The 24,874-nt window shown below is 52.7% G+C and carries 21 protein-coding genes and 1 tRNA gene; 13 read left to right on the top strand and 9 right to left on the bottom strand.

Annotated features, from left to right (window positions below; translation table 11 throughout):
• Window positions 1-2 precede the first annotated feature (2 nt).
• The 7 genes from CVE23_RS19540 to CVE23_RS19510 form a co-directional block, all read right to left on the bottom strand.
• Window positions 3-1,202 carry a glycosyltransferase family protein gene (locus tag CVE23_RS19540; RefSeq protein ID WP_038920316.1) on the bottom strand — a complete coding sequence of 400 codons (1,200 nt, stop codon included), beginning with the start codon at window positions 1,200-1,202 and terminating at the stop codon, window positions 3-5.
• Window positions 1,199-2,137, bottom strand: a complete 939-nt coding sequence (locus tag CVE23_RS19535; protein ID WP_038665376.1) for a GDP-L-fucose synthase family protein — start codon at window positions 2,135-2,137, stop codon at window positions 1,199-1,201. The genes CVE23_RS19540 and CVE23_RS19535 overlap by 4 nt, the downstream gene beginning before the upstream one ends.
• A gap of 10 nt (window positions 2,138-2,147) precedes the next feature.
• A complete protein-coding gene (locus CVE23_RS19530; protein ID WP_038920315.1) occupies window positions 2,148-2,879 on the bottom strand; it encodes an ABC transporter ATP-binding protein in 732 nt (243 codons plus the stop codon).
• Between the two features lie 3 nt (window positions 2,880-2,882).
• Complete coding sequence (locus CVE23_RS19525; protein ID WP_038921132.1) at window positions 2,883-3,656, bottom strand: ABC transporter permease; 774 nt, start codon at window positions 3,654-3,656, stop codon at window positions 2,883-2,885.
• A gap of 64 nt (window positions 3,657-3,720) precedes the next feature.
• Window positions 3,721-4,839 carry a GDP-mannose 4,6-dehydratase gene (gene gmd, locus CVE23_RS19520; protein WP_038665385.1) on the bottom strand — a complete coding sequence of 373 codons (1,119 nt, stop codon included), beginning with the start codon at window positions 4,837-4,839 and terminating at the stop codon, window positions 3,721-3,723.
• 35 nt (window positions 4,840-4,874) lie between these two features.
• Complete coding sequence (locus CVE23_RS19515) at window positions 4,875-6,248, bottom strand: phosphohexomutase domain-containing protein (protein WP_100850188.1); 1,374 nt, start codon at window positions 6,246-6,248, stop codon at window positions 4,875-4,877.
• A gap of 24 nt (window positions 6,249-6,272) precedes the next feature.
• Window positions 6,273-7,670 (bottom strand): mannose-1-phosphate guanylyltransferase/mannose-6-phosphate isomerase, encoded by a 1,398-nt coding sequence (locus tag CVE23_RS19510; RefSeq protein ID WP_038665391.1) that lies wholly within the window; start codon window positions 7,668-7,670, stop codon window positions 6,273-6,275.
• A 618-nt stretch (window positions 7,671-8,288) separates the two neighbouring features.
• Between CVE23_RS19510 and CVE23_RS19505 the strand changes: the two genes are divergently transcribed.
• Window positions 8,289-8,364: transfer RNA gene (locus CVE23_RS19505), tRNA-Gly, on the top strand.
• 282 nt (window positions 8,365-8,646) lie between these two features.
• Here CVE23_RS19505 and queG read toward each other — a convergent pair.
• Entirely contained in the window at window positions 8,647-9,801 is a 1,155-nt protein-coding gene (queG, locus tag CVE23_RS19500; protein ID WP_100850187.1) for a tRNA epoxyqueuosine(34) reductase QueG, read from the bottom strand.
• Between the two features lie 155 nt (window positions 9,802-9,956).
• On the opposite strand from queG, the gene CVE23_RS19495 reads away from it, so the two are divergent.
• The 12 genes from CVE23_RS19495 to CVE23_RS19440 all read left to right on the top strand — a co-directional run bounded on the left by CVE23_RS19495 (window position 9,957) and on the right by CVE23_RS19440 (window position 23,345).
• Window positions 9,957-10,850, top strand: coding sequence for a hypothetical protein (locus tag CVE23_RS19495; protein ID WP_225623140.1), 894 nt, complete (start codon window positions 9,957-9,959; stop codon window positions 10,848-10,850).
• A 108-nt stretch (window positions 10,851-10,958) separates the two neighbouring features.
• Window positions 10,959-12,500: a bifunctional ADP-dependent NAD(P)H-hydrate dehydratase/NAD(P)H-hydrate epimerase gene (gene nnr / locus CVE23_RS19490; protein WP_100850186.1), complete on the top strand. Its 1,542-nt coding sequence runs from the start codon at window positions 10,959-10,961 to the stop codon at window positions 12,498-12,500.
• Window positions 12,497-12,979 carry a tRNA (adenosine(37)-N6)-threonylcarbamoyltransferase complex ATPase subunit type 1 TsaE gene (gene tsaE / locus CVE23_RS19485; protein ID WP_038920311.1) on the top strand — a complete coding sequence of 161 codons (483 nt, stop codon included), beginning with the start codon at window positions 12,497-12,499 and terminating at the stop codon, window positions 12,977-12,979. Before nnr ends, tsaE begins: the two co-directional genes overlap by 4 nt.
• Window positions 12,976-14,658: an N-acetylmuramoyl-L-alanine amidase AmiB gene (gene amiB, locus CVE23_RS19480; RefSeq protein ID WP_100850185.1), complete on the top strand. Its 1,683-nt coding sequence runs from the start codon at window positions 12,976-12,978 to the stop codon at window positions 14,656-14,658. The genes tsaE and amiB overlap by 4 nt, the downstream gene beginning before the upstream one ends.
• A 26-nt stretch (window positions 14,659-14,684) precedes the next feature.
• Window positions 14,685-16,619, top strand: coding sequence for a DNA mismatch repair endonuclease MutL (mutL, locus tag CVE23_RS19475; protein ID WP_100850184.1), 1,935 nt, complete (start codon window positions 14,685-14,687; stop codon window positions 16,617-16,619).
• Window positions 16,612-17,553, top strand: coding sequence for a tRNA (adenosine(37)-N6)-dimethylallyltransferase MiaA (miaA, locus tag CVE23_RS19470; RefSeq protein ID WP_049854713.1), 942 nt, complete (start codon window positions 16,612-16,614; stop codon window positions 17,551-17,553). Before mutL ends, miaA begins: the two co-directional genes overlap by 8 nt.
• Before the next feature lie 126 nt (window positions 17,554-17,679).
• Window positions 17,680-17,979 carry an RNA chaperone Hfq gene (gene hfq, locus CVE23_RS19465; RefSeq protein WP_033567471.1) on the top strand — a complete coding sequence of 100 codons (300 nt, stop codon included), beginning with the start codon at window positions 17,680-17,682 and terminating at the stop codon, window positions 17,977-17,979.
• 89 nt (window positions 17,980-18,068) lie between these two features.
• Window positions 18,069-19,349, top strand: coding sequence for a ribosome rescue GTPase HflX (hflX, locus tag CVE23_RS19460; protein ID WP_038920306.1), 1,281 nt, complete (start codon window positions 18,069-18,071; stop codon window positions 19,347-19,349).
• A gap of 72 nt (window positions 19,350-19,421) precedes the next feature.
• Window positions 19,422-20,687, top strand: a complete 1,266-nt coding sequence (gene hflK, locus CVE23_RS19455; protein WP_038920305.1) for an FtsH protease activity modulator HflK — start codon at window positions 19,422-19,424, stop codon at window positions 20,685-20,687.
• Between the two features lie 3 nt (window positions 20,688-20,690).
• Entirely contained in the window at window positions 20,691-21,686 is a 996-nt protein-coding gene (gene hflC / locus CVE23_RS19450) for a protease modulator HflC (protein WP_038665419.1), read from the top strand.
• A gap of 60 nt (window positions 21,687-21,746) precedes the next feature.
• Window positions 21,747-21,947, top strand: coding sequence for a DUF2065 domain-containing protein (locus CVE23_RS19445; protein WP_033567467.1), 201 nt, complete (start codon window positions 21,747-21,749; stop codon window positions 21,945-21,947).
• 99 nt (window positions 21,948-22,046) lie between these two features.
• Entirely contained in the window at window positions 22,047-23,345 is a 1,299-nt protein-coding gene (locus CVE23_RS19440) for an adenylosuccinate synthase (RefSeq protein WP_038920304.1), read from the top strand.
• Window positions 23,346-23,450: 105 nt separating this feature from the next.
• On the opposite strand, the gene mpl is transcribed toward CVE23_RS19440, so the two are convergent.
• A complete protein-coding gene (gene mpl / locus CVE23_RS19435) occupies window positions 23,451-24,833 on the bottom strand; it encodes a UDP-N-acetylmuramate:L-alanyl-gamma-D-glutamyl-meso-diaminopimelate ligase (protein ID WP_038920303.1) in 1,383 nt (460 codons plus the stop codon).
• Window positions 24,834-24,874: the final 41 nt, after the last annotated feature.

Below are 24,874 nucleotides of genomic sequence, written 5' to 3'. Positions count from 1 at the left end.
CTTTATTCTGTTGACAGCTTGATATAAAGCTCAGCCTGAGACTGAAGAGTATATTTCTTCTCTCCAGATGATGGTTTTTTGGGCTTGGCAGGAATAAAACGTGTTGTTTTGGTTGCCAGTTCCAAATAGTTACCGATATCGAATCGAGAATAGTTGCTGTAGTCTGGAATCAGACGGAATAATTCATCAAATGCAAATGACGAAGAACACAGCACTTGTTTGGATACGTCCATACAAATGGAGGCGATACCGGAACCATCCTGGCCGTTTTCCACATATGGCAACCAAACGTAGTCAACCGATCCTGCAAGGTTGATAAAATCTTCGTTATCGTATTCACCCATGAAGAAGACGCGGTCCGCGACTTTATCGCAATGAATCTGATGCTGAAGTGATGAAATGTAATGGTTAACCAGTTCGTTATTCTTGATCGTCTGAGGGTGCTGTCTGCCAAAGATCATTAATTTATAACCTTTCGGCATGCAGGATAACGTCTTGATCGCCATTGAGTGGCCTTTGTATTCATTCACAAAGCCAAACATACCGATGATTTTATCATTCTCACGGAATTTATATTTTACTCTAATCGCCTTCAGGAGATCCGGCGATGTTTCATGTGATTCATCAACGATTTTCAACGGATGTACATGAACGTTATCGTAATTAAAGAATAATTCAATTTGCTCCTTCGCTCTTAAGGTATGAGCGATAATATTGATTCTTCTTTTGATAAGGTTCTTGATAATGGTCGCGTTCAGGCGGGTCGATACATTACGTCTGAGTTCGGCGAAATACATTCTGATGGCTGTTTTGACGCGCAGTTTGAGAGCCTGTTTAATGGCTTCACGCTGTGACGCGCTATCGCTAACCAGTCTTGGGCTATGCAGCGTCACACTGGTGTGCGGGTTGGCGGAAACCAGTTTTAATGTGCGCTTGATGATATCGGACGGGATAGTGCCATAGAGCCCGGCTTCAAACTGAATATTCACACCGTCAAACTGTTTGAGTTTTTCACACAGATCGTCGATATGTTTGTCGGCTTTCTTTCTGATATCAGGGTTAACAGACTGAGTTAACAACAAGTTTAAGCTGAGACACTCAACATGAACGCCAGCATCTGTCATGGAGTCCATTAAAATCTTTGTAAAATAAGCATTGCCACAGCTTTCGGAGAAGCTGGAAATTATAGCTATTTTTTTCATTTTCTTATCCTGGAAACATTGTTCTCATACCAAGAAATTGTATCTGAGATTTGCAGGTTTAAATCAAACTCTGGCTGAAAGCCTGAATCATTCAAGCGTTTTATTGATACACTTCTTTTCGGAATTCCGATCGGAGCATTCGCGTCCCACACTGCCGTTATCTTGTTATCATAATAACGGGCAATCGCGTTAACGATATCTCCCATTGACGTTTCTACGCCGCTGGCAATATTGACCACACCGCTCAGGTTATTCATGACGTGTAGTGCTGCCAGACCAGCCTGCTTATTGTATAAGAAATCTCGTGTCGTTTCAGGTCTACCCCATACTGTCAGTTGATTATCACCGCGTTGCAAACTGTTGTATGTTTTATCGATCAATGAAGGAATGACATGTCCATTGATTGGATCAAACTTATCGTTTGCGCCAAACAGGTTGGTGAACAGGGCATAACAATAATCAACATTATGATACTGGTTCAATATTTTGAGATAGGCCAGGGCATGCCGTTTGGACATGGCATACCCATACTCGCCTCCATGAGGCTCGCCCAACATCAAGTCGTCTTCATCCAATGGTAGCTGAACATACGGGAAAGGATAAGAGGCGACGGTACCAGCAAAGAAGATTTTTTTTACGTTAAACTTATGGCAAGCCAGAATAACGTTCTGGTTGATAATGGTATTGTTGGATATCGATTTTAGCTGGTTATCCAGATTTCCTTTCAAACCGAATACAAGCGATGCCAGATGGAAAACATAATCAGGTTGGTGCTGATTAAAATAATCATCAACGCTTTCCTGACTCAGGCAGTTCATCTCATTTCTATTCGGTGTGAGTACATTATCATAACCATTTTTCGCCAGCGCATCGATTAAGCCATATCCTAAGACACCGCCTGCGCCAGTGATTAAAATCTTGCTCTTCCTTTCCATTTATTCACCATTATAGATAATTATCTATCTCAGAGAGTGCCAGTTCTGTAATAGTTCCGTTCTGTAGTAAGAAGAACTTATTACAGTATTTTTTGATAATATCTTTGGAATGAGAGGCCAGTACCAGGACAGATGTATTGTTGATCATCTCTTCCAGTTTTTTCCCCATTTTTTCTCTGAAATAGGTATCGCCAACGGTCAGCCATTCATCCATCAGCAGAACACTGGGTTTCAGGATAGAGATGATGGAGAAGGCAAGGCGTAACAGCATACCGCTGGAATAGGTTCTGACGGGGAGATTGATATAATCACCGAGTTCACTGAATTCGATAATGTAATCGATATGCTTGGAGATTTCTTTTCTTCTCAAACCAAGCAGGATTCCTCGTATAAAAATATTCTGGTATCCCGTTGCCTCACTGTCCATTCCCATTGCCATATCGATGAGGGAGACAACTTCCCCCTCAATATTGATAGCGCCGGAAGAAGGGTGATAGACACCGGCCAGAACACGTAACAGCGTAGTTTTCCCTGCGCCGTTATGCCCTATCAGCGCGACCCGTTCGCCTTCATGTATATCAAAGGAGACATTATTCAGGGCCTTAACCGTGACATAACTTGTGCTATCGTTGAATCCACCCCCGACGGTACGCTTGAAAAGCATCTTTTTCAGGCTTCGCTGGGATGATGAATATATCGGAAACTCAACGCTGACGTTTACCGCCTCAATTATTTTCTTCATATATTAAAGCCAGTACGCAATCTTGGTTTTAGTCTTATTGAGAGTTATCATTGACAGTATAAACAGAACAACAGTTATCGCGGTCGCGATAATTATTGAGTTCTGGTCTGGCAAATGACCAAGCATGGGCTCACGGATAATGTTAAAGAAATGAACTAATGGATTGAATTGTACCCAATAAAGCCATTGTTCATTCAGCTGATCTGTTTTCCACATGATTGGAGTAAAGTAGAAACTGACGAGCAGAATATTTTGAATAATCATCTGCATATCTCTGAATCGGGTACATATGATACCTAAGATCAGAGAGCTTGAGACTAATGCCACTGATAGCAATACAAACCCTATAATGGATAGTAGGGCGGTAACAGTCCATCCTGGGCCGACAAAGGTAATAACAAAGATAATAATAATGAAGTTATGAAGGAAAACAATAATGTTTCTACTTAATATTCTTAACATTATTGATGTGAAAGATATTTTCGACTGACGGATTATATAATCAAACTGAATAAAACCATTGCTGGCTTCTGTCAGTTGGGTAGATATATATGTCCAGAATACCTGACCAATACAGAAAAAAGGAAGGTAATCTTGTACATCCAACTTAAAGAGAGTTGACCACAATAAGCTCAACATCCCTACCAGAATAGCAGTACTGATCGTTACCCAAAAAGGGCCTAGTGTTGAACGTTTATATCTCTGCTTTATATCATACCAGGATAAAACGACCCACGACTCTGGGTTTTTTAACGCTGATTTTAAGTCATTTAACATGTAGGAAATGCCCAAATTAATAAAAGAGCTGATTAACACAGCTCTTTTAATTTGTTGTATCGAGTTATTCTACGCTTACGCTTACATCGTAACCGTTGGATTTCAGCAAAGCGAATTGCTTGGCTTTTTCCAGGTCATAAGCGACCATTTCATCGATCATTTCTTCCAGTGTTGTTTCCGGTACCCAGCCCAGTTTGTTTTTGGCTTTGCTCGGGTCACCCAGCAGCGTATCTACTTCAGCAGGGCGGAAGTAACGCGGGTCGACAGCCACGATCACATCGCCTACTTTCAGTGCCGGCGCATTATTACCGGTGATTTTGGATACTACTGCTTTTTCGTTGACGCCAGTACCGGTGAATTCCAGTTCGATACCCAGTTTGGCCGCAGACATTCTGATGAAATCACGTACGCTATACTGAACGCCGGTCGCGATGACGAAGTCTTCCGGTTTTTCCTGCTGCAGCATCATCCACTGCATTCTGACGTAGTCACGAGCATGACCCCAGTCGCGCAGAGAATCGAGGTTGCCCATGTAAATGCATTTTTCCAGGCCCTGCGCAATGTTGGACAGGCCGCGTGTGATTTTACGAGTCACAAACGTTTCGCCGCGACGCGGAGATTCATGGTTGAAGAGGATACCGTTACAGGCGTACATGCCATAGGATTCTCTGTAGTTTACTGTAATCCAGTAAGCGTACATTTTAGCTACGGCGTACGGGCTTCTCGGGTAGAACGGCGTGGTTTCTTTCTGCGGGATTTCCTGCACCAGACCATACAGTTCGGAGGTGGATGCCTGATAGAAACGGGTTTTTTCGGCCAGGCCCAGGAAACGGATGGATTCCAGCAGGCGAAGCGTGCCGATAGCATCAACATCCGCCGTGTATTCCGGGGATTCGAAGCTGACTGCAACGTGTGACTGGGCGCCCAGGTTGTAAATTTCGTCAGGCTGAACTTCAGCAATAATACGAGTCAGGTTGGAGGTATCAGTCAGATCGCCATAATGAAGGTTGAATTTTACATTCTCTTCATGGGGATCCTGATACAAATGGTCAACACGCTGTGTATTAAAGAGTGATGAACGGCGCTTAATACCGTGAACTTCGTAACCTTTTTCCAAAAGGAACTCAGCAAGATAAGAACCATCCTGCCCTGTTACACCGGAAATCAAAGCAACTTTCTTCATCTATAATTCTCCAATATTATTTTACTGTCTTGATATTAAGATTTAATAATTTTATCTAGCTTCTCAACTTCGGCACGCAGTAACTCGCTGCTGTTGTTGGTCTCTACATTCAGTCTCAGAAGCGGTTCGGTGTTGGAAACTCGGACATTGAACCTAAAATCCTCGTATTCAATACTCACTCCATCAACATATTCTGCGCGCTTGGCATTACCTACATAGGCTTCTTCAATCCGGGACAGAACTTCTTTTGAATTCTCAACGCGATAATTTATTTCTCCGCTGCACGGGAATAAATTTACTCTTTCATTCAGGGTGTCTGAAAGCGTGGTTTTTTTAATACACAGTAACTCTGCAACCAACAACCAGGGGATCATACCGCTATCGCAGTAGGCGAAATCTCTGAAGTAGTGGTGTGCGCTCATTTCACCGCCATAAATAGCGTTTTCGCTACGCATCCGTTCTTTGATGAACGCATGGCCGGTTTTTGACATGACGGGAACGCCGCCGGCTTTCTTAACGATATCAATCGTATTCCAGGTCAGGCGTGGGTCATGGATGATTTTTGCGCCAGATTCTTTCTGCAGAAAGGCTTCGGCGAGCAAGCCGACAATGTAGTAACCCTCGATAAACTCGGCATGATTATCATAAAGGAAGCAGCGATCAAAATCTCCGTCGAACGCAACGCCCATATCCGCATTATGCTTGAGCATGGCATCAGAGGTATCTTTGCGGCATTCAGGCAGTAGAGGGTTAGGGATACCATTAGGGAAATTACCATCCGCCTGATGGTGTACCTTGATAAATTCAACCGGGGCGTTGGCTTGTTTGAATCGTTTCTCGATCTCATCGATAACGTGACCAGCGGCGCCGTTGCCGGAGTTGATGACCAGCTTGAGCGGTTGCGTGAAATTGTTGAGATCGATGTAGCTCATTAGATGGTCGACATACGCATTCAGTATGTTGATCTTCTTATAAGAACCGCGCTTTTGCGGATCAACCGCAGGGAAATTGTTTTCTTCCGCAAGCCGCTGAATATCTCGTAACCCAGTGTCGCCGCTGATCGGCTTTGCATTATCCCGGACTAACTTCATGCCGTTGTAATTCATCGGGTTATGACTGGCTGTGACCTCAATGCCGCCATCGAGGTTCAGGTGGAAAGTGGTGAAATACACTTCTTCCGTGCCGCTTAATCCGATATCCAGCACATCGGTGCCAGAGTCCATCAACCCGTTTGCCAGCGCCATTTTCAGGGATTCGCTGGTTAGACGAACATCGCCGCCTACGACTACCGTTTTGGGTGAAAGGAATTGCCCGTAGGCTCGGCCGATGCGATAAGCGATATCCTCATTCAACTCTTTGCCTAATTCGCCGCGAATATCGTAGGCTTTGAAACACGTTAATGCTGACATATATCCCTTCTGAAATTTTGATTATCAGTTTATTTCAATAAAATCATCATCACCCAAATAGGAACCAGATTGGATTTCCAGCATTTCCAGCGGGATCTTCCCAGGATTCTCAAGCTTATGCATAGCGCCAATTGGGATAAAAGTGGATTGATTTTCAGTTAATAACTGGGTTTTGTCCTGAATGGTCACCTTGGCCGTACCAGACAGAATGACCCAATGCTCGGTGCGGTGATAATGCATCTGCAATGGGAATGATTCGCCGGGTTTTACGGTAATGCGGTTAACATTAAATCTGTCAGTGCGTACAATCAGGTCGCAGCGTCCCCAGGGCCAGTAAGTTTCCCGGTGACGGCGGTATTCGCGGCGGCATTTTTCTTTCAGGAATTCGACCACCCGTTTTACATCCTGAACCTGATCTTTCTGGACCACCAGCACTGCATCCTTGGTATTTACAATTACCAGGTTATCAACGCCGATTGCGGCAACCAACTGGTCATCGGTATTGATATAACAGTTCTTGGTGTTATGCAGGAAGGTATCGCCTTTCAGGGAGTTGCCGTCGTCATCTTTGTCATTGACTTCCCATAGCGCCGACCAGGAGCCGACATCGCTCCATCCTGCGTCCAAAGGAACAACAACGGCGTCTTCCGTTTTTTCCATTACAGCGTAATCGATGGACTCATCCGGGCAGGTAATAAAGTGCTCGGTCTGGACATTAATAAAGTCCCCTTGCTGACTAACGCCATCAATAGATAATTGGCACGCTTTCAAAATATCGGGGCGGAATTTTTCCAGTTCCTGCAAATAACGCTTGGCTCGGAACATGAACATACCGCTATTCCAGTAATATTCGCCCGATTGCAAATATTCCTCTGCAATCTCAAGGCTTGGTTTTTCAACAAACCGTAAAACCTTATGAGGCGCAAATTCGTCACCGGGTAATTTTTCGCCGCGCTGAATATATCCGTAGCCGGTCTCAGGGCCGGTAGGGACGATACCAAACGTGACCAAACTTCCTTTCTGGGCGTAAGCGATGGCTTTTTTGATGGAGGAGTGAAAGGCGGCTTTATTTTCAATGATGTGGTCGGCGGCCAGCACCAGGAGGAGAGGGTCTTCTCCCTGCCTGATCGCATTCAGTGCGGCTAACGCGATCGCCGGAGCGGTATTACGCCCCGCAGGTTCCAGAATGATATTGTTGGATAGCTGGTTAATTTGTCTCAACTGTTCTGCAACCAGGAAGCGATGTTCTTCGTTACAGATAACTACAGGCGCTCGTGTTTCAATACCACTCAGACGGTTAACCGTTTCCTGCAGCATGGAATTCTGACCGTGGAGACAAATGAACTGCTTGGGATAAAGTTCACGTGAAAGCGGCCACAGGCGACTACCTGTACCACCAGCCATGATTACGGGGAGTAACATCTTGTAATAACCTTGATTGTTTTCCGTTCGAAAAAGGGTTTTTCGAATCGCTTGGGGATATATTAATTCAGACAAGCTACCGCCCTTGGCTCACAGTTGCCAAAGCTCTGAATTGTATGGGTTTTATATATATCAAGCAGATGCGCCTGCATCGTCTATGTTCAGTACCTATCTTTTACTGCGCCGATTTTACAGGTTAAGTCACTATTTTACAGCAATGACAGACTTTTTTTAGTGGTGATTTTCCTATTTGCTATTTTCGATAATAAGAATCTTTATCGTTTACTGCCTTATATAGTAGAGTGTTCTGAAATAGGACAGCGCTTCCTTACTTCAAAAGTAAGGCTGGATAAGTTTTTGCGTCATCGGCAGAGTACGGAGGTGCTGCGATGGCTGGCGGATAAAATCATTTATCGGGTGTCTGCGCGGCGCAAAGAAAGTTGTTTTCCCCCCTTGTCAGAATGGGCGGATTGGTTCATAATGCTGCCCTCTTTGCGATACAGCTTTTAAAACACAGTTAAATCAATAAGTTAGCTGTGATGCAATAAAAGTAGCGCAAAATGTGATCACGTCAGTTTGCGTTTGGCGGAAAAGCGTCGATACTTAAGCGTTGCGTGTGCGGGAATAGCTCAGTTGGTAGAGCACGACCTTGCCAAGGTCGGGGTCGCGAGTTCGAGTCTCGTTTCCCGCTCCAGTTTTACACTTCTTCATCTCTTCATTTTCATACAACTTTTCTGCATATGTTCATACTTTTCTGAACAGACTTATCCACAGCCTGAAAATGGGTTTCGTGCGTCTGTCTGGAAATGTCATGAAAAAGACGTCATTTCAAGATATTGAAATAAAAAGATAAATTTATGATAAAAAACGCTATCCAGATCACTTGTACTTTTTGTGATGATTGATTGACAACGCTTTTTTAAAATTATCCACAGATGGATGGTTCAGGATCGTCAAACAATCGCAACGCAAAATTTCAGGCGTCTCTCGGCAAACCTTTCTCTATCGCGCGGATTAACCGCTTTTTTTGCGGCGGCTGAACATCAATAGGCTGAACGTCGATAGATTGCTGGCTGCGTCGGGTTAGCTGTTGGTCGATGGCCCAATGAATATGTTCATCCAGCAGGGCACTTTCTCCCAGCCTGCTCTGCAGCGCCAGGATGATCTTATCTTCGTAGGGCGCGTTGCCCAGTGCGACGGCGATATTACGCAGCCAGCGTTCGTGGCCGATGCGCCGGATAGCGGAACCTTCAGTTACCCGCAAAAAACGGGTTTCATCCCAACTAAACAGCGCCAGTAATTCTGGTGTATGCAAGGCCGCCCGTGGGCTGAAATCGGGTTCGTCGGTAAGTTGTGAGAAGCGATTCCAGGGGCAAATCAACTGGCAATCGTCACAGCCGTAGATGCGGTTTCCCATCAATGGACGCAGAGGCTCCGGAATTGCGCCTTCCAGCTCAATGGTCAGGTAGGAAATACAGCGGCGGGCATCAATAGTGTAAGGCTCGACGATTGCGCCGGTAGGGCAGGTCGTCATGCAGGCTACGCATTTACCACACTGCTCTTCAACCGGCTGGTCTACCGGCAAAGGCAGGTCAATAAGCAGTTCCCCCAGAAAGAACCAGGAACCCGCTTCCCGGTTCAACACCAGTGAGTGCTTGCCAACCCATCCAAGCCCAGCTTTAGCGGCCAGTGGCCGTTCCATGATCGGTGCGGAATCGACAAAGGGACGAAACTGTAATTCGCCGCAATGCTCCTGAATTCGGTCGCCCAGCTTTTTCAGCCGTTGGCGCAGTAACTTATGATAGTCGCGTCCCAGAGCGTAGCGGCTGACATACCCGAGATGCGGGTTTTTCAGCGTGCTGGCAAATGCGGCTTTGGCCGGCAGATAATTCATGCGCACGCTGATGACGCGTAACGTTCCGGGCAACAGTTCATGCGGGCGGGCCCGCATCATGCCGTGGCGCGCCATCCATTCCATTTCGCCGTGATACTGCTTGTCTAGCCACGCCTGAAGACGGGGTTCTTCATGAGACAAATCCGTGTCGCAAATCCCCACTTGCTGGAAACCCAATTCAAGCCCCCATTGCTTGATGAGCTGTGCGAGTTCGTTGAGATCGTAGGGGTATGTCATGCGTAACCATCAAGAAGAAATCGGGCGTCTGATTTTATCACATTGTCCCGGCATCGTTCGCGGCGAGTCGGTGGTAGCGAAAGAAACAAATAGACATAATTATTAATATTTTCCCACAAAGTGTCGATAACTTGAGCGAATTGGCGGTTTTCGTCATGGCTCTGGGAGGAGATGAAGTGGAAACAGTAGCGCTTTCAGCCTATCGGCTGGTGAATCAGGATCTGAATTTGCGTATTGACCCCAATCAGCCACAGGAGACGACGCTGGCGTATGTGACGCGCGCGGAGAAACCGATGGTTGAATACGTCCAAATCAGCAATGAGGGACGCCAGCTGGCAGAGGGCGATATTGTGGACTCGCCGGCGCGGTATTATTTTTCTTCGCAGATCGATAATGGGGTGTCGGCGGCGCTGGCCGATCAGCCGGAGCAGGTTTCGCAAGCCATATACCGCCTGATTGACGACAACTTCGTGAATGCGGCTGAGCTGGACGACGAGCAGCGTCAGCTGGCGCTGGAGCTTGGTTTGTCGCAGGCCGGCTATTTCGCCGAACGCTATCTGAGCGGTAATAAGAAAACGGCGTTTATGGAAAGCATGAACCTGCTGGCATCGGTAGTGAAAACACGCCAGGTCGATGACAACGGCAACATTTCTTATCTTACCCTGCCTGAGCGAGTTCCCGGCACGAACGAGTATAAAGTGGATGTCGCCGAACTGATGAAGGAAAAAGATCCTGGCCGCTATCAGGCATATCTGGGCGCGCTGGAAAGCGGTGGCGACTGGTTTGCGCCTTATCTCGATTTTGTGAAGCAATTTCCCCAGCACCCCGAATGGATTAGTGAATATCAGGAGAATGCGGGGAAATTGTTCCAGTCGATTGCCGGCGACCAGGTAGCGAACCGTTTTGCCTCGGCGGATCTATCTTCATCGGCGACGTTGATTAACGATGTGCGTGAAACGTTGCTGATGAGCTACGACGAACAAACCGTGCAGACGCATGTACAAGCATTAAGACAGTTTGTCGACGTGCTGGAAGGATCGCTACGCTGAATTGCGTTCAGCGTATTGTTATCCTTATTCCGTTTCTCCGCATATGGCGCTTCCCGGCAGAGCTTGCTAAGTTGAGGCGCACTATCCTGCTACCGACGGAGGGATGACATGCATCAAGACCATCGCGTGTATCAGCCCGGCGGATCATTACCCGACCTGCCTCATACTGTTTTTTTACCCGACTGGCTGCGTCGTGAGGAGCCTTATGCCGCGCGTTATGTCGGCGTCTCATTAAATACGCTGATGCAGCGTGCGGGCGATGCCGCTTTTCGTATAGCGCAACAGCGATACCCTACCGCCCGGCACTGGCTGATTCTGTGTGGGCACGGCAACAACGGCGGCGACGGGTATGTGGTCGCTGCTCTGGCGCGCGGCGCAGGAATTGCGGTCACGGTGGTTGCGGGGATCGGCGATCGGCCGCTGCCGGCAGAAGCGCACCTGGCGCGTCAGGCATGGTTCGATGCCGGGGGACGCGAGCAGCATGTCGATGCGCCGTGGCCTGATGATGTCGACCTGATCATTGACGGCCTGCTGGGAACCGGGCTGTCGTCCGCTCCCCGCGCGCCTTATGACGCCCTGATCGCTCAGGCCAACCGCCATCCGGCACCGATCGTCGCGCTGGATATTCCTTCCGGATTGAATGCGCAAACCGGCGTCTGCGCAGGGGCAGCGATCCATGCCGCTCACACGGTGACGTTTATTGCGCTGAAGCCCGGTTTATTAACCGGCCAGGCACGGGATGTCGTCGGGCAGCTTCATTACCATGATTTAGGGCTTGGCGACTGGCTGGCGCAACAATCGGCGCCGATCGCGCGTTTGACCGCGGCGTCGCTAACGCAATGGCTGAAACCACGGCGTGCGGGCGCGCATAAAGGCGAGCACGGCCGTTTGTTGATTATCGGCGGCGACGAAGGCACCGGCGGTGCGATTTTCATGGCGGGAGAAGCGGCGTTACGCAGTGGCGCAGGGCTAGTGCGAGTGCTTACTCACAAAAGCTATCTGGCCGCCTTGCTGGTGGCTCGCCCGGAACTGATGGTACAGGAGCTGACCACCGATTCGGTCAAGGCTGGCGTCGAATGGGCGGATGTAGTGGTGATCGGGCCGGGGCTGGGGCAGCGCGAATGGGGAAAAAACGCACTGCGAATCGCAGAAAATTGTAACAAATCCATGTTATGGGATGCCGATGCGCTCAACCTGCTGGCAATCAGCCCGCATAAACGTCAGAATCGCGTTTTAACGCCTCATCCCGGCGAAGCCGCCCGTCTGTTGAACTGCCGGATTGCCGATATTGAAAGTGATCGCTTACTTGCTGCACAACGCCTGGTGAAACGCTATGGCGGCGTGGTAGTGCTAAAAGGCGCCGGTACGGTGCTGGCTGGCGAGCAGGGCGAATTGGCGATCGCCGATGTGGGAAATCCCGGCATGGCGACCGGCGGTATGGGGGACGTGCTGGCAGGCATGATTGGGGCGATGCTGGCGCAAGGGCTGTCGTTGTACGACGCCGCCTGCGCCGGTTGTGTAGCCCACGGAGCGGCAGCGGACTGGCTGGCGCAGCGGCAGGGCACACGCGGGATGTTGGCAACCGATTTGATGGCGGTATTGCCGCAGTATGTAAATCCTGAGCGGATATCCTTAGAAAACACAGAATGAAGACGCTTTTGTTACCTTTGCCGGACGAGGCAGCCACGATTGCGCTGGGAGCGGCGTTAGCCCGAGCCTGCGAGCGCGCCACCATTATTTATCTGCTGGGCGATCTGGGGGCGGGTAAAACCACGCTGAGCCGCGGATTTCTGCAGGCGTTGGGGCATCAGGGCAATGTGAAAAGCCCGACCTATACGCTGGTAGAGCCCTATGCGCTGCTGCCGCGTCCGGTGTATCACTTCGACCTTTATCGACTGGCGGATCCTGAAGAACTGGAGTTCATGGGCATTCGTGACTATTTGTCGCAGGACGCCCTCTGCCTGATTGAATGGCCGCAACAAGGCGCAGGCTTCTTGCCGCAAGCCGATGTTGAATTACATCTTGGCTATCAGGGGGCGGGCCGACAGGCGGAGATCAAGGCCCGTACGCCGCAGGGCGAGCAGATCGTAGCGGCGCTGGCCGCCTGGCCGGAGCAGGAAGCGCCATGACTGTGCGGTTGATGAAGGCCCTGCTGGGGCTACTGCTGATGTTGTCATGGCCGCTGTGGGCGAGCAGCCTGACCGATATCCGGGTAAATAACGCCGCCGGCGAGGCGGTCGTTACGCTGAGTTTTAGCGGTCAGCCGGTGTATGAATACTTTTCGCTGAATAATCCAAACCGGGTGGTTATCGATATCAGCCAGTCCGGCATGATGAAAGGGCTGCCGCTAGCGTTTAACGGCCAGAATCTGATTGCCCGCATTCGCACCAGCAACGCCAAAGACCCGAAAAGCCTGCGTCTGGTGCTGGACCTGACCCAGAAGGTGCAGGTTCGGGCCGTGAAAGAAGGCAATGGCGCCGTCTTTACTCTGACCGGCGAACGCAAAACGGTGGCCCGCAAACCAGTGGCCCAGCCTATGCAACCGTCGGCGCAGGCCGGGCGTAATCCTCTGGTTCCCCAGACATCGGCCACGGCGGTAGCGGCTGCGCCGACCCGGGTATCGGGACGGGCGGGCAGCGGCGAGAAAATCATTGTCGCGATTGACGCCGGCCACGGCGGTGAGGATCCGGGCGCCACCGGGCCGGGCGGGCTACATGAAAAAAATGTCACTATCTCGATAGCCCGTAAACTTCGCGCCATTATGAGCGCCGATCCGGAGTTTAAACCGGTGCTGACCCGCGACGGCGACTATTTTATTTCGGTGATGGGGCGCTCCGACGTGGCGCGCAAGCAAGGGGCTAACCTGCTGGTGTCCATTCACGCGGACGCGGCGCCTAACCGCGGCGCGACCGGCGCATCAGTATGGGTATTGTCCAACCGGCGCGCCAACAGTGAAATGGCCAACTGGCTGGAACAGCATGAAAAACAGTCCGAATTGCTGGGGGGCGCGGGCGATCTGCTGGCCAACAGCGCGGCCGATCCGTACCTGAGTCAGGCGGTGCTGGATCTGCAGTTCGGGCATTCGCAGCGGGTGGGGTATGATGTGGCGGTGAAAGTGCTGCGCGAGCTGCAGCGTGTCGGCAGCCTGCATAAGCGCCGGCCGGAACACGCCAGCCTGGGCGTATTACGTTCACCGGATATTCCGTCGTTGCTGGTGGAAACCGGGTTCATTTCTAATCCGAGCGAGGAACGGCTGCTGGGCAGCAACGAGTATCAGGAAAAGATTGCCAACGCCATCTATCAGGGGTTGCGCAGCTATTTCCAGACTCATCCGTTACAAAATATCCCAAAGCAGGAAAACCGTCCGCTCGGCTCGCAGACGGTGAAAAACGCAGCAGCCCCTGAGCCGGCTCAGATCGCAACAGGAGCAACGGTACGCCATACTGTCGCGACCGGCGAAACATTATCGGGGATCGCCGCGCATTATGGCGTCAGTATGAACGCCATTCGTGAAGCAAACCGCCTGAAAAAAGACGTGGTCTGGGTGGGGCAACGGCTGAGGATCCCGTCCGGCGCCTCACCGGCGGTCAAGACGGCTTCGGCGACGAAGAGCAAACCCGTTGCGGCCGCGTTGTCTTCGAGCGTGAAGAAAAGCGCAACCGTGATAAAACACAAAGTGACGCGGGGCGATACGCTGAGTGCCATCGCCAGCCGGTATGGCGTGAGTATGAAAGCGATCCAGCAGGCGAACAACATGTCTTCCGGAACCGTGCAGTTGGGGCAAACGCTGATTATCCCTTCTGCCTGATCAGGGTGATAAAACGAGGAGAGTCCATGCCGATTCAGGTGCTGCCGCCCCAGTTGGCGAACCAGATCGCTGCCGGCGAGGTGGTGGAGCGGCCTGCTTCCGTCGTCAAGGAACTGGTTGAAAACAGCCTGGATGCCGGAGCGACGCGGATCGATATCGAAATCGAACGCGGCGGCGCGAAGCTGATTCGCATTCGGGATAACGGCTGTGGCATCGGTAAGGCGGATCTGGCGCTGGCGCTGGCTCGTCACGCCACCAGCAAGATCGCCACGCTTGACGATTTGGAAGCGATCGTCAGCCTGGGATTTCGCGGCGAAGCGCTGGCCAGTATCAGTTCGGTCTCTCGCCTGACGCTGACTTCCCGTACCGACGCACAGGCGGAAGCGTGGCAGGCCTACGCCGAAGGGCGAGAGATGGCGGTGACCGTCAAACCGGCGGCGCACCCGGTTGGCACGACGCTGGAAGTCCTTGATCTGTTTTACAACACCCCGGCCAGACGCAAGTTTCTGCGTACCGAAAAAACGGAATTCATGCACATCGATGAAGTGGTGCGCCGCATTGCGCTGGCGCGCTTCGATGTGGCGATCACGTTGCATCACAACGGTAAGCTGATCCGGCAATATCGCGCGGTGTCGGAGCCCGCCCAGCGCGAGAGGCGGCTTGGCAGCATCTGTGGCGCGGCGTTTCTGCAGCATGCGCTGGCGATCTCCTGGCAACATGGCGATCTGAAAATTCACGGCTGGGTGGCGGATCCGGCTGGATCGCGCCAGTTGCCGGAAATGCAATATTGCTACGTCAATCAGCGCATGATGCGTGACCGCTTAATCAATCATGCGATTCGTCAGGCGTATCAGGATCAGTTGCGCGATGAACAACAGCCGGCTTATGTGTTGTATCTGGAGGTCGACCCCCATCAGGTGGATGTCAATGTGCATCCGGCCAAGCATGAGGTTCGCTTCCATCAGGCCCGGCTGGTACACGACTTTATCTATCAGGCGGTGATAACGGTATTACAGCAGGCAGCATCGCCGGGGTTGACCGGCGTCGGCGATACGCAGACGCCGGCGACGACATGGCAGCCGGAAAACCGGACTGCCGCCGGTGAAAACCAGTTTGCCCGGCCGGCAGAACCAACGCCGGAGACGCCGAGAGCGGTATCGTCGGGTAGCGCGGGGCGTCACGTAGAGAGTCACCATGCTCGTGAGCGCCAGCCTGCCCGGACCGAGACGGCCGGTTATCAAAAGAAACAGGGCGAGCTGTACCAGCAGTTGCTGCATACTGAGTCATCGCGGCAGCAAACGGTCGCCCGAGAGATGTCGCCGGTCAGGGATGTGCCTGTGGCGCACGATGTGACGGTAAAGGCGGCGGTAGTTGGCGAAGCGCCGCTGGAGAGCCATGCGTTAGGGCTGGGGCGTGTGTTGACGGTGTATCCGCCCAGCTATGCGCTGGTGGAATATCAGCAAGGTCTGGCGTTGTTGTCGTTGACTGTGGCGGAACGTTACCTCAGGCAGGCGCAGTTGACGCCGTTGGACGCCGGCGAGGGATTACGACCGCAGCCGTTGCTGATTCCGCAACGGCTGACGCTGAACCCGTCCGAGCTGGCGGTCATGCAGCAGCAACAGCCGCTATTGACCCGTATGGGAATCGAGGTGGAACTGGCGCCGCCGCGCGCTACGCTGCGGGCGGTACCTTTACCATTGAGACAACAAAATTTACAAAACTTGATTTCTGACCTGCTAGGCTATCTTGCTGATTCTCATGACGCGAAGCCTGATGCGGTGGCGGCGTGGATAGCCGGGCGACTTGGCAGCGAGCGTGAAAACTGGACGCTTGCTCAGGCCGTACAGCTGTTGTCCGATGTAGAGCGTTTATGTCCTCTGCACGTGAAAACGCCGCCGTCAGAATTGTTATATGTGATGGATATTGAATCCGCCATCAGGGCGTTGAAGAAGCATGAATGAGTTTAAAACGGCGCAGCATCCGCCTGCTATTTTTATCATGGGGCCGACGGCGTCCGGGAAAACCGCGCTGGCGATGGCATTGCGCGAGCAACTTCCCGTTGAGTTGATTAGCGTGGATTCGGCGCTGATTTATCGCGGTATGGATATCGGTACCGCCAAGCCTGGTCCGGAAGAGCTGGCGCGAGCCCCGCATCGCCTGCTTGATATCCTTGATCCGGCCGAGGCCTATTCCGCCGCGGATTTTCGGCGCGATGCGCTGCAAGCGATGGCGGAGATCACCGCCGCCGGGCGCATTCCGCTGCTGGTGGGCGGTACCATGCTGTATTTCAAGGCGCTGTTGGAAGGGTTGTCGCCGCTGCCGTCGGCGGATGCGCAGGTTCGGCGGGAAATCGAAGAACGCGCGCGGACCGAGGGATGGGAAGCGTTGCATCGTCAGTTGAGTGCCATCGATCCGGTGTCGGCGGCTCGGATTCATCCAAATGATCCGCAGAGACTGTCTCGGGCACTGGAAGTTTTTTTCGTTTCAGGTAACACTTTAACCGAGTTGACAAAGACATCCGGTGAAGCGTTGCCCTATCGTGTTCATCAGTTTGCGATTGCTCCGGCAACGCGCGAGTTGCTGCATGAACGGATAGCGTTGCGTTTCCGGCAGATGTTGGAATCAGGTTTTGAAACAGAGGCTCGGGCGCTGTTCGCCCGGCCGGATTTGAATCCTGCGTTGCCGTCAATCCGTTGTGTCGGATATCGCCAGATGTGGTCATATTTGTCGGGCGAGATCGATTACGATGAGATGGTGTATCGTGGCATCTGCGCCACCCGGCAGCTGGCGAAGCGCCAGATGACCTGGTTGCGTGGCTGGGAAGAAGTTTGCTGGCTTGACAGCGACCAGCCCGGAGAGGCGTTACGCAAGGTGATTCAGGTTGTTAGTGCATAGGTTAGACGATTGTGTACAATTGCCTGTGTCTACAATTGACTGATTCTCGGCACAAATTTTTATAACGTTATTTTAGGGCCGCAGGGTTCTTTGTTACAAATAACAAGCAAATAAGGAAAATATAGAATGGCTAAGGGGCAATCTTTGCAAGATCCGTTCTTGAACGCTTTGCGTCGTGAACGTGTTCCGGTTTCGATTTATTTGGTTAATGGCATCAAGCTGCAAGGCCAGATTGAGTCTTTCGATCAGTTTGTGATTCTGCTGAAAAACACGGTTAGTCAGATGGTGTACAAACACGCCATTTCTACGGTAGTTCCGTCTCGCCCGGTGTCGCATCATAGCAATAATCCCGGCTCAAATAACTACCATGCCAATAACCAGTCTGCGCAGCAACAGCCGCAGCAGGAAAGTGATGACGCTGAATAACGCGTCCTTACCAGTTTACCACGGCGGGAAAAGCGCTGATTGCAGCGACTTTCACTGCCGTGGTCGCTTTTTTCTGAGAGGGTGCCCGGTTGTTTGACCGTTATGAAGCCGGTGAACAGGCCATACTAGTTCATATTTACTTTTCGCAAGAGAAAGATACTGAGGATCTGCTGGAGTTTGAATCTCTGGTGTCTTCAGCCGGAATAGACGCGTTGCAGGTGATTACCGGCAGCCGTAAGGCGCCGCACTCCAAATATTTTGTCGGCGAAGGCAAGGCGGAGGAGATCGCGCAGGCGGTCAAAGCGACCGGCGCCTTTGTCGTGTTGTTCAATCATGCGTTGACGCCCGCGCAGGAGCGTAATCTGGAACGGCTGTGCGAATGCCGGGTTATCGACCGAACCGGGTTGATTCTGGATATCTTCGCTCAGCGCGCCCGCACCCATGAGGGTAAACTGCAGGTTGAGCTGGCGCAGTTGCGCCACCTGGCGACGCGTCTGGTGCGCGGCTGGACCCACCTTGAAAGACAGAAGGGCGGGATTGGTTTGCGCGGGCCGGGTGAAACCCAGTTGGAAACCGACCGGCGTTTGCTGCGTAATCGTATCAGTCAGATCTTGTCCCGCCTTGAAAGGGTGGAAAAGCAGCGTGAACAGGGGCGTCGGGCGCGAACCCGAGCCGAAGTGCCGACGGTTTCGCTGGTGGGGTACACCAACGCCGGGAAATCGACCCTGTTCAACCGCATGACATCGGCGGATGTGTATGCCGCCGACCAACTGTTTGCCACGCTGGATCCGACCTTGCGACGCATCAATGTGGATGACGTCGGGGATACCGTACTGGCGGATACCGTCGGCTTTATCCGTGAGTTGCCGCATGACCTGGTGGCGGCGTTTAAAGCGACGCTGCAGGAAACCCGGGAAGCGACCTTGTTGTTGCATGTGGTTGATGCTTCTGACGCTCGCATTGATGAAAACATTGATGCCGTGAATGAGGTATTGGCTGAAATCGAAGCGGACGATATTCCGTTTCTGCTGATCATGAACAAGATCGACCGGTTGGAAAACATTGAACCGCGTATCGACCGTGATGAAGAGAACCGACCGATCAGGGTATGGCTTTCTGCCCAGACCGGAGAAGGGATTCCATTATTATTCCAGGCGTTGACTGAACGGCTTTCCGGAGAAATTGCGCATTATTCTCTGCATCTTCCTCCGCAGGCCGGGCGTCTGCGAAGCCGTTTCTACCAGCTTCAGGCAATAGAAAAAGAATGGATTGAGGAAGACGGCAGCGTAGGGTTGGTGGTCAGAATGCCCATTATCGACTGGCGGCGCCTGTGCAAGCAGGAGCAGAAATTGCAGGATTATATTGTCTGAGCGACACAGACAGTCTCATAACTCTGGGACATTGACCCCGAAAAATACCTATCATAATGAATGGAGCTAAACATGGCGTGGAATCAGCCCGGTAACAACGGACAGGACCGCGACCCGTGGGGGAGCAGCAATAACAATAGCGGCAACTCTGGCGGAAACAATAAAGGTGGACGGGATCAGGGACCGCCTGACCTCGACGATATCTTCCGTAAGTTGAGCAAAAAGCTCGGCGAACTGGGTGGCAAGTCGTCTGGTTCCGGTACCGGTTCTCAGGGCGGCGGCGGTAACGGCGGCCGTATTCTGGGGCTGGTCGTGGCGGCTGCCGTGGTGGTCTGGGGCGTCAGCGGTTTCTATACCATCAAGGAAGCCGAGCGCGGCGTGGTCACCCGTTTTGGCAAATTCAGCCATCTGGTTGGTCCGGGCCTGAACTGGAAACCGACCTTTGTTGATTCGGTGCGTGCCGTAAACGTTGAGTCCGTTCGTGAACTGGCGACGTCCGGCGTTATGTTGACGTCTGACGAGAATGTGGTGCGGGTGGAGATGAACGTCCAGTACCGCGTCACCCAGCCGGACAAGTATCTGTTTAGCGTCACCAATGCCGATGACAGCCTGCGTCAGGCCACCGACAGCGCGCTGCGCGGGGTGATCGGCAAATACACCATGGATAAAATCCTGACCGAAGGGCGCACCATTGTGCGTACGGATACCCAGCGCGTGCTGGAAGAAACCGTGCGTCCTTATGATATGGGTATTACCCTGCTGGACGTGAACTTCCAGACCGCTCGTCCGCCGGAGGAAGTTAAAGCCGCGTTCGACGATGCGATCGCCGCTCGTGAAAACGAGCAGCAGTACATTCGTGAGGCGGAAGCTTACGCCAACGAAGTCCAGCCGCGCGCCAATGGTCAGGCGCAGCGTATTCTGGAGGAATCCCGCGCCTATAAAGACCGCACCGTGCTGGAGGCGCAGGGTGAAGTGTCCCGCTTCTCGCGTCTGTTGCCGGAGTATAAAGCCGCGCCGGAAATTACCCGCGAGCGTCTCTACATAGAGACGATGGAGCGCGTGCTGAGCCACACCAACAAGGTGCTGGTGAGCGACAAAAGCAACAATCTGATGGTCCTGCCGCTTGATCAAATTATGCGTGGTCAGGGGGGCGTTTCGACCAGTGCGCCGACGAGCGGCAACGCCGCCAATCCGGCGCCGTTGCGTCTGCCGTCAACCTCATCAAACAGTAGTGGTGTCGGCTATGCGCCGCGTTCTTCCGGCAACAACGGCAACATTATGGATCAACGCCGCGCCAACGCGCAGCGCGACGAGAACATTCGCGTAGGGAGAGAATAAGCAATGCGTAAGTCAGTCCTCTTTATTCTTGTCCTGTTACTGCTGGTGGTCTATGCCTCGCTGTTTGTGGTGCAGGAAGGTCAGCGCGGTATCGTGATGCGCTTTGGCAAAGTCCTGCGCGACAACGAAAACAAGCCGCTGGTGTATTTGCCCGGTCTGCATGTGAAGATTCCGTTCCTTGAGTCGGTAAAAATGCTGGATGCCCGCATCCAGACCATGGAAAACCAGGCCGATCGCTTCATTACCAAAGAGCAGAAAGACCTGATTGTCGATTCTTATATCAAATGGCGTATCAGCGATTTCAGCCGTTATTACCTGGCTACCGGCGGTGGCGATGTGTCTCAGGCGGAAGTCCTGCTGAAACGTAAGTTCAGCGACCGTCTGCGTTCCGAGATCGGTCGTCTGGATGTGAAAGGCATCGTGACCGATTCCCGCGGCCAGTTGATGTCCGATGTGCGTGAGGCGCTGAACGCCGGTACCGGCGAGACTACGGAAGCGGATAACGCCATTGCCTCGGCGGCGGCGCGTGTGGAACGCGAGACTTCCAGCGGTGGTCCGCGGATCAACCCTAACAGTATGGCGGCGCTCGGGATCGAGGTGATCGACGTGCGTATCAAGCAGATCAACCTGCCAACCGAAGTATCGGACGCGATCTACCAGCGTATGCGCGCCGAGCGTGAAGCGGTTGCTCGCCGTCATCGCTCTCAGGGTCAGGAGCAGGCCGAGAAAATCAAGGCGGCGGCCGATTATGAGGTCACTCGTACGCTGGCGGAAGCTGAGCGTCAGGGTCGAATCCTGCGCGGTGAAGGGGATGCCGACGCGGCTAAACTGTTCGCCGGCGCGTTTAGTCAGGATCCGGCTTTTTATGGTTTTATTCGTAGCCTGCGAGCCTATGAGAATAGCTTTAACAGCACCAATCAGGATGTGCTGGTGCTGAGTCCCGACAGTGATTTCTTCCGTTATATGAAATCGCCCGAGAAAAGCCTCTCTACTCGTTAAGGTTATTTACCGCCACTATCAAGCCCGTGTTTACGGGCTTTTTTCTGTCTGGAGTTTTTTATGAATGTGAGCATCTGGCTGGCGCTGGGGTTGGTGCTAATCATGGAAGGGTTGGGGCCGTTGCTGTTTCCACGTATCTGGCGGCGGATGATCCTGACCATGGCACAACTGCCCGATAATGTTTTGCGCCGGTTTGGCGGGGGTATTGTGGTCGCCGGCTGTGTGATCTACTACATGTTGCGTAGTCGGGCAGGCGGCTGAAATTTCCGCTAAAAATGTGCGCAAACGTGTGCTAAAAGTACTGAAAGCCGCAAGATGAGATGCTAGAATCCTTTTTTAACCAATCTGGTGATTCTTGAGATGGGTAAGAACGTTGTCGTACTGGGCACCCAATGGGGTGACGAAGGTAAAGGCAAGGTCGTAGACCTGCTGACTGAACGGGCCAAATATGTTGTGCGCTACCAGGGTGGTCACAATGCTGGTCACACGCTGGTTATCAACGGTGAAAAAACCGTTCTCCATTTAATTCCCTCAGGTATTCTGCGCGAAAATGTCATCAGCATCATCGGTAACGGTGTGGTGCTGGCGCCGGATGCGCTTCTGAAAGAAATGACCGCACTCGAAGCACGTGGCGTGCCGGTGCGTGAGCGTCTGTTGCTTTCCGAAGCCTGCCCGCTGATTCTGCCGTACCATGTCGCGCTGGATAATGCCCGTGAAAAAGCGCGCGGCGCTAAAGCGATCGGCACCACCGGTCGTGGTATCGGCCCTGCGTATGAAGACAAGGTTGCGCGTCGCGGTTTGCGCGTCGGCGATCTGTTTGACCGGGAAAACTTTGCCGTCAAGCTGAAAGAAATTATGGAATACCATAACTTCCAGCTGGTGCATTACTACAAAGCAGATGCGGTGGATTACCAGAAAACGCTGGACGACGTGTTGGCGGTTGCCGACATCCTGACCGCGATGGTCGTGGATGTTTCCGATCTGCTGCACAAAGCGCATCAGCGTGGCGATCTGGTGATGTTCGAAGGCGCGCAGGGCACGCTGCTGGACATCGACCACGGTACTTATCCGTATGTAACCTCTTCCAACACCACCGCCGGCGGTGTAGCGACCGGTTCCGGTCTGGGGCCGCGTTATGTGGATTACGTGCTGGGTATCGTTAAAGCCTATTCGACCCGCGTTGGCGCTGGTCCGTTCCCGACCGAGCTGTTCGATGACGTTGGCGAGCACCTGTCGCAGAAGGGCAACGAGTTTGGCGCAACGACTGGCCGTCGCCGTCGTACCGGCTGGCTGGATGCGGTCGCGGTGCGCCGCGCGGTGCAGATTAACTCTCTGTCCGGTTTCTGCCTGACCAAGCTGGATGTTCTGGATGGCTTGAAAGAAGTGAAAATCTGCGTCGGCTACCGTATGCCGGATGGCAGCGAGGTGGATGTGACCCCGCTGGCTGCTGAAGGCTGGGAAGGCATTGAGCCGATTTATGAAACGCTGCCGGGTTGGTCTGAAAGCACCTTTGGCGTGAAAGAGTACAGCAAATTGCCGCAGGCTGCGCTGAACTACATTAAACGCATCGAAGAAGTGACCGGTGTGCCGGTGGATATCATTTCCACAGGCCCGGACCGTGAAGAAACCATGATTCTGCGCGATCCTTTCGACGCGTAATCATAATGGTGACTGCATGAAAAAGGACGGGCTTGCCCGTCCTTTTTGCTATCTGCTTGCCGGCAAACATGTTGCCGGCGATGTACGCAGCCTGCGATAAACCCGTTAGTCTTCGTCGTTCGTCGCCTGCGCTTTGGCGTTCAGCGCATCCAGCAGTTTGTTGTGAATATTGCCGAAACCGCCGTTGCTCATGACCAGAATATGATCGCCAGGTTGAGCGGTTTTGCTGATCATCTCCACCAGCGTGTCGATATCCGCGCTCCAGTAGGCTGGCTGAACGCAGGCGTCAGCCACTTCAGCCACCTGCCAGGGAATATGCTGGGGCTGGAACAGGAAGACACCGTCAGCGCGGCCCAGCGCCGGTGCTAACTCGTTTTTGCAATGACCCATTTTCATGGTGTTGGAGCGAGGCTCCAGCACGGCGAGAATCCGTGCGGTGCCTCCCACCTTGCTGCGTAGTGCGGCCAGCGTGGCGAGGATCGCGGTCGGGTGATGGGCAAAATCGTCATAGACCGACACGCCGTGCGCGGTGCCGCGCAGTTCCAGCCGGCGACGGGCGTTAATGAAACCGCCCAGCGCGCGGCAGGCTTCTTCCGGCGGGACGCCGACATGGCGCGCCGCGGCGATCGCCATCAGGCCGTTATGCATGTTGTGTTCGCCCACCAGATTCCAGGTGACTTCCCCGACCAGTTGGTCGTTGAGGTACACCTGAAACACGCTGGCGTCGGTGGTGACCTTTTTCGCTTTCCAGATGCCTTCCTCACCCACCAGTTCCTGTTCGCTCCAGCATCCCATGCCCATCACCTGTTTCAAATGCAGGTCGTGAGACGGAACGATGATGCGGCCCTTGCCCGGAACCAGACGCACCAGATGGTGGAACTGTTTCTGGATGGCCTTGAGGTCGTCGAAGATATCCGCGTGGTCAAATTCCAGATTATTCAGAATTAGCGTGCGCGGGCTGTAGTGCACAAACTTGGAACGCTTGTCGAAGAAGGCGCAGTCATACTCGTCCGCTTCCACCACGAAGAACGGGCTTTCGCCCAGACGGGCGGAGACGGTGAAGTTGCCCGGCACGCCGCCGATGACGAATCCCGGCTGGTAGCCGCAGTCTTCCAGAATCCAGGTCACCATGCCGGCGGTGGTGGTTTTGCCGTGGGTGCCGGCGACGGCGATAACCCAGCGTTCGCGCAGTACGTGATCATGAAGCCATTGCGGACCGGACATATAAGGGATATTTTGTTCCAGCACCGCCTCAACGCAGGGATTGCCACGGGTCATGGCATTGCCAATGATGACCAGATCCGGAGCCGGGTCCAACTGCGCAGGGTCGTATCCCTGGATAAGGGTAATCCCTTGTTCTTCCAGTAAGGTACTCATTGGCGGATAGACGTTAGCATCCGAACCGGTTACCTGATGTCCTTGTGATCGGGCCAGCAACGCCAGTCCTCCCATGAAGGTGCCACAGATTCCTAAAATATGAATACGCATACGTTTTCCATCTATATTCAGAGAGTCTGCCGTCCATTCTA

This window comes from Dickeya fangzhongdai, assembly GCF_002812485.1.
Classification (GTDB): domain Bacteria; phylum Pseudomonadota; class Gammaproteobacteria; order Enterobacterales; family Enterobacteriaceae; genus Dickeya; species Dickeya fangzhongdai.
The sequence above is the reverse complement of the archived record's forward strand: the minus strand, read 5'-3'. Positions and strand labels throughout refer to the sequence as shown.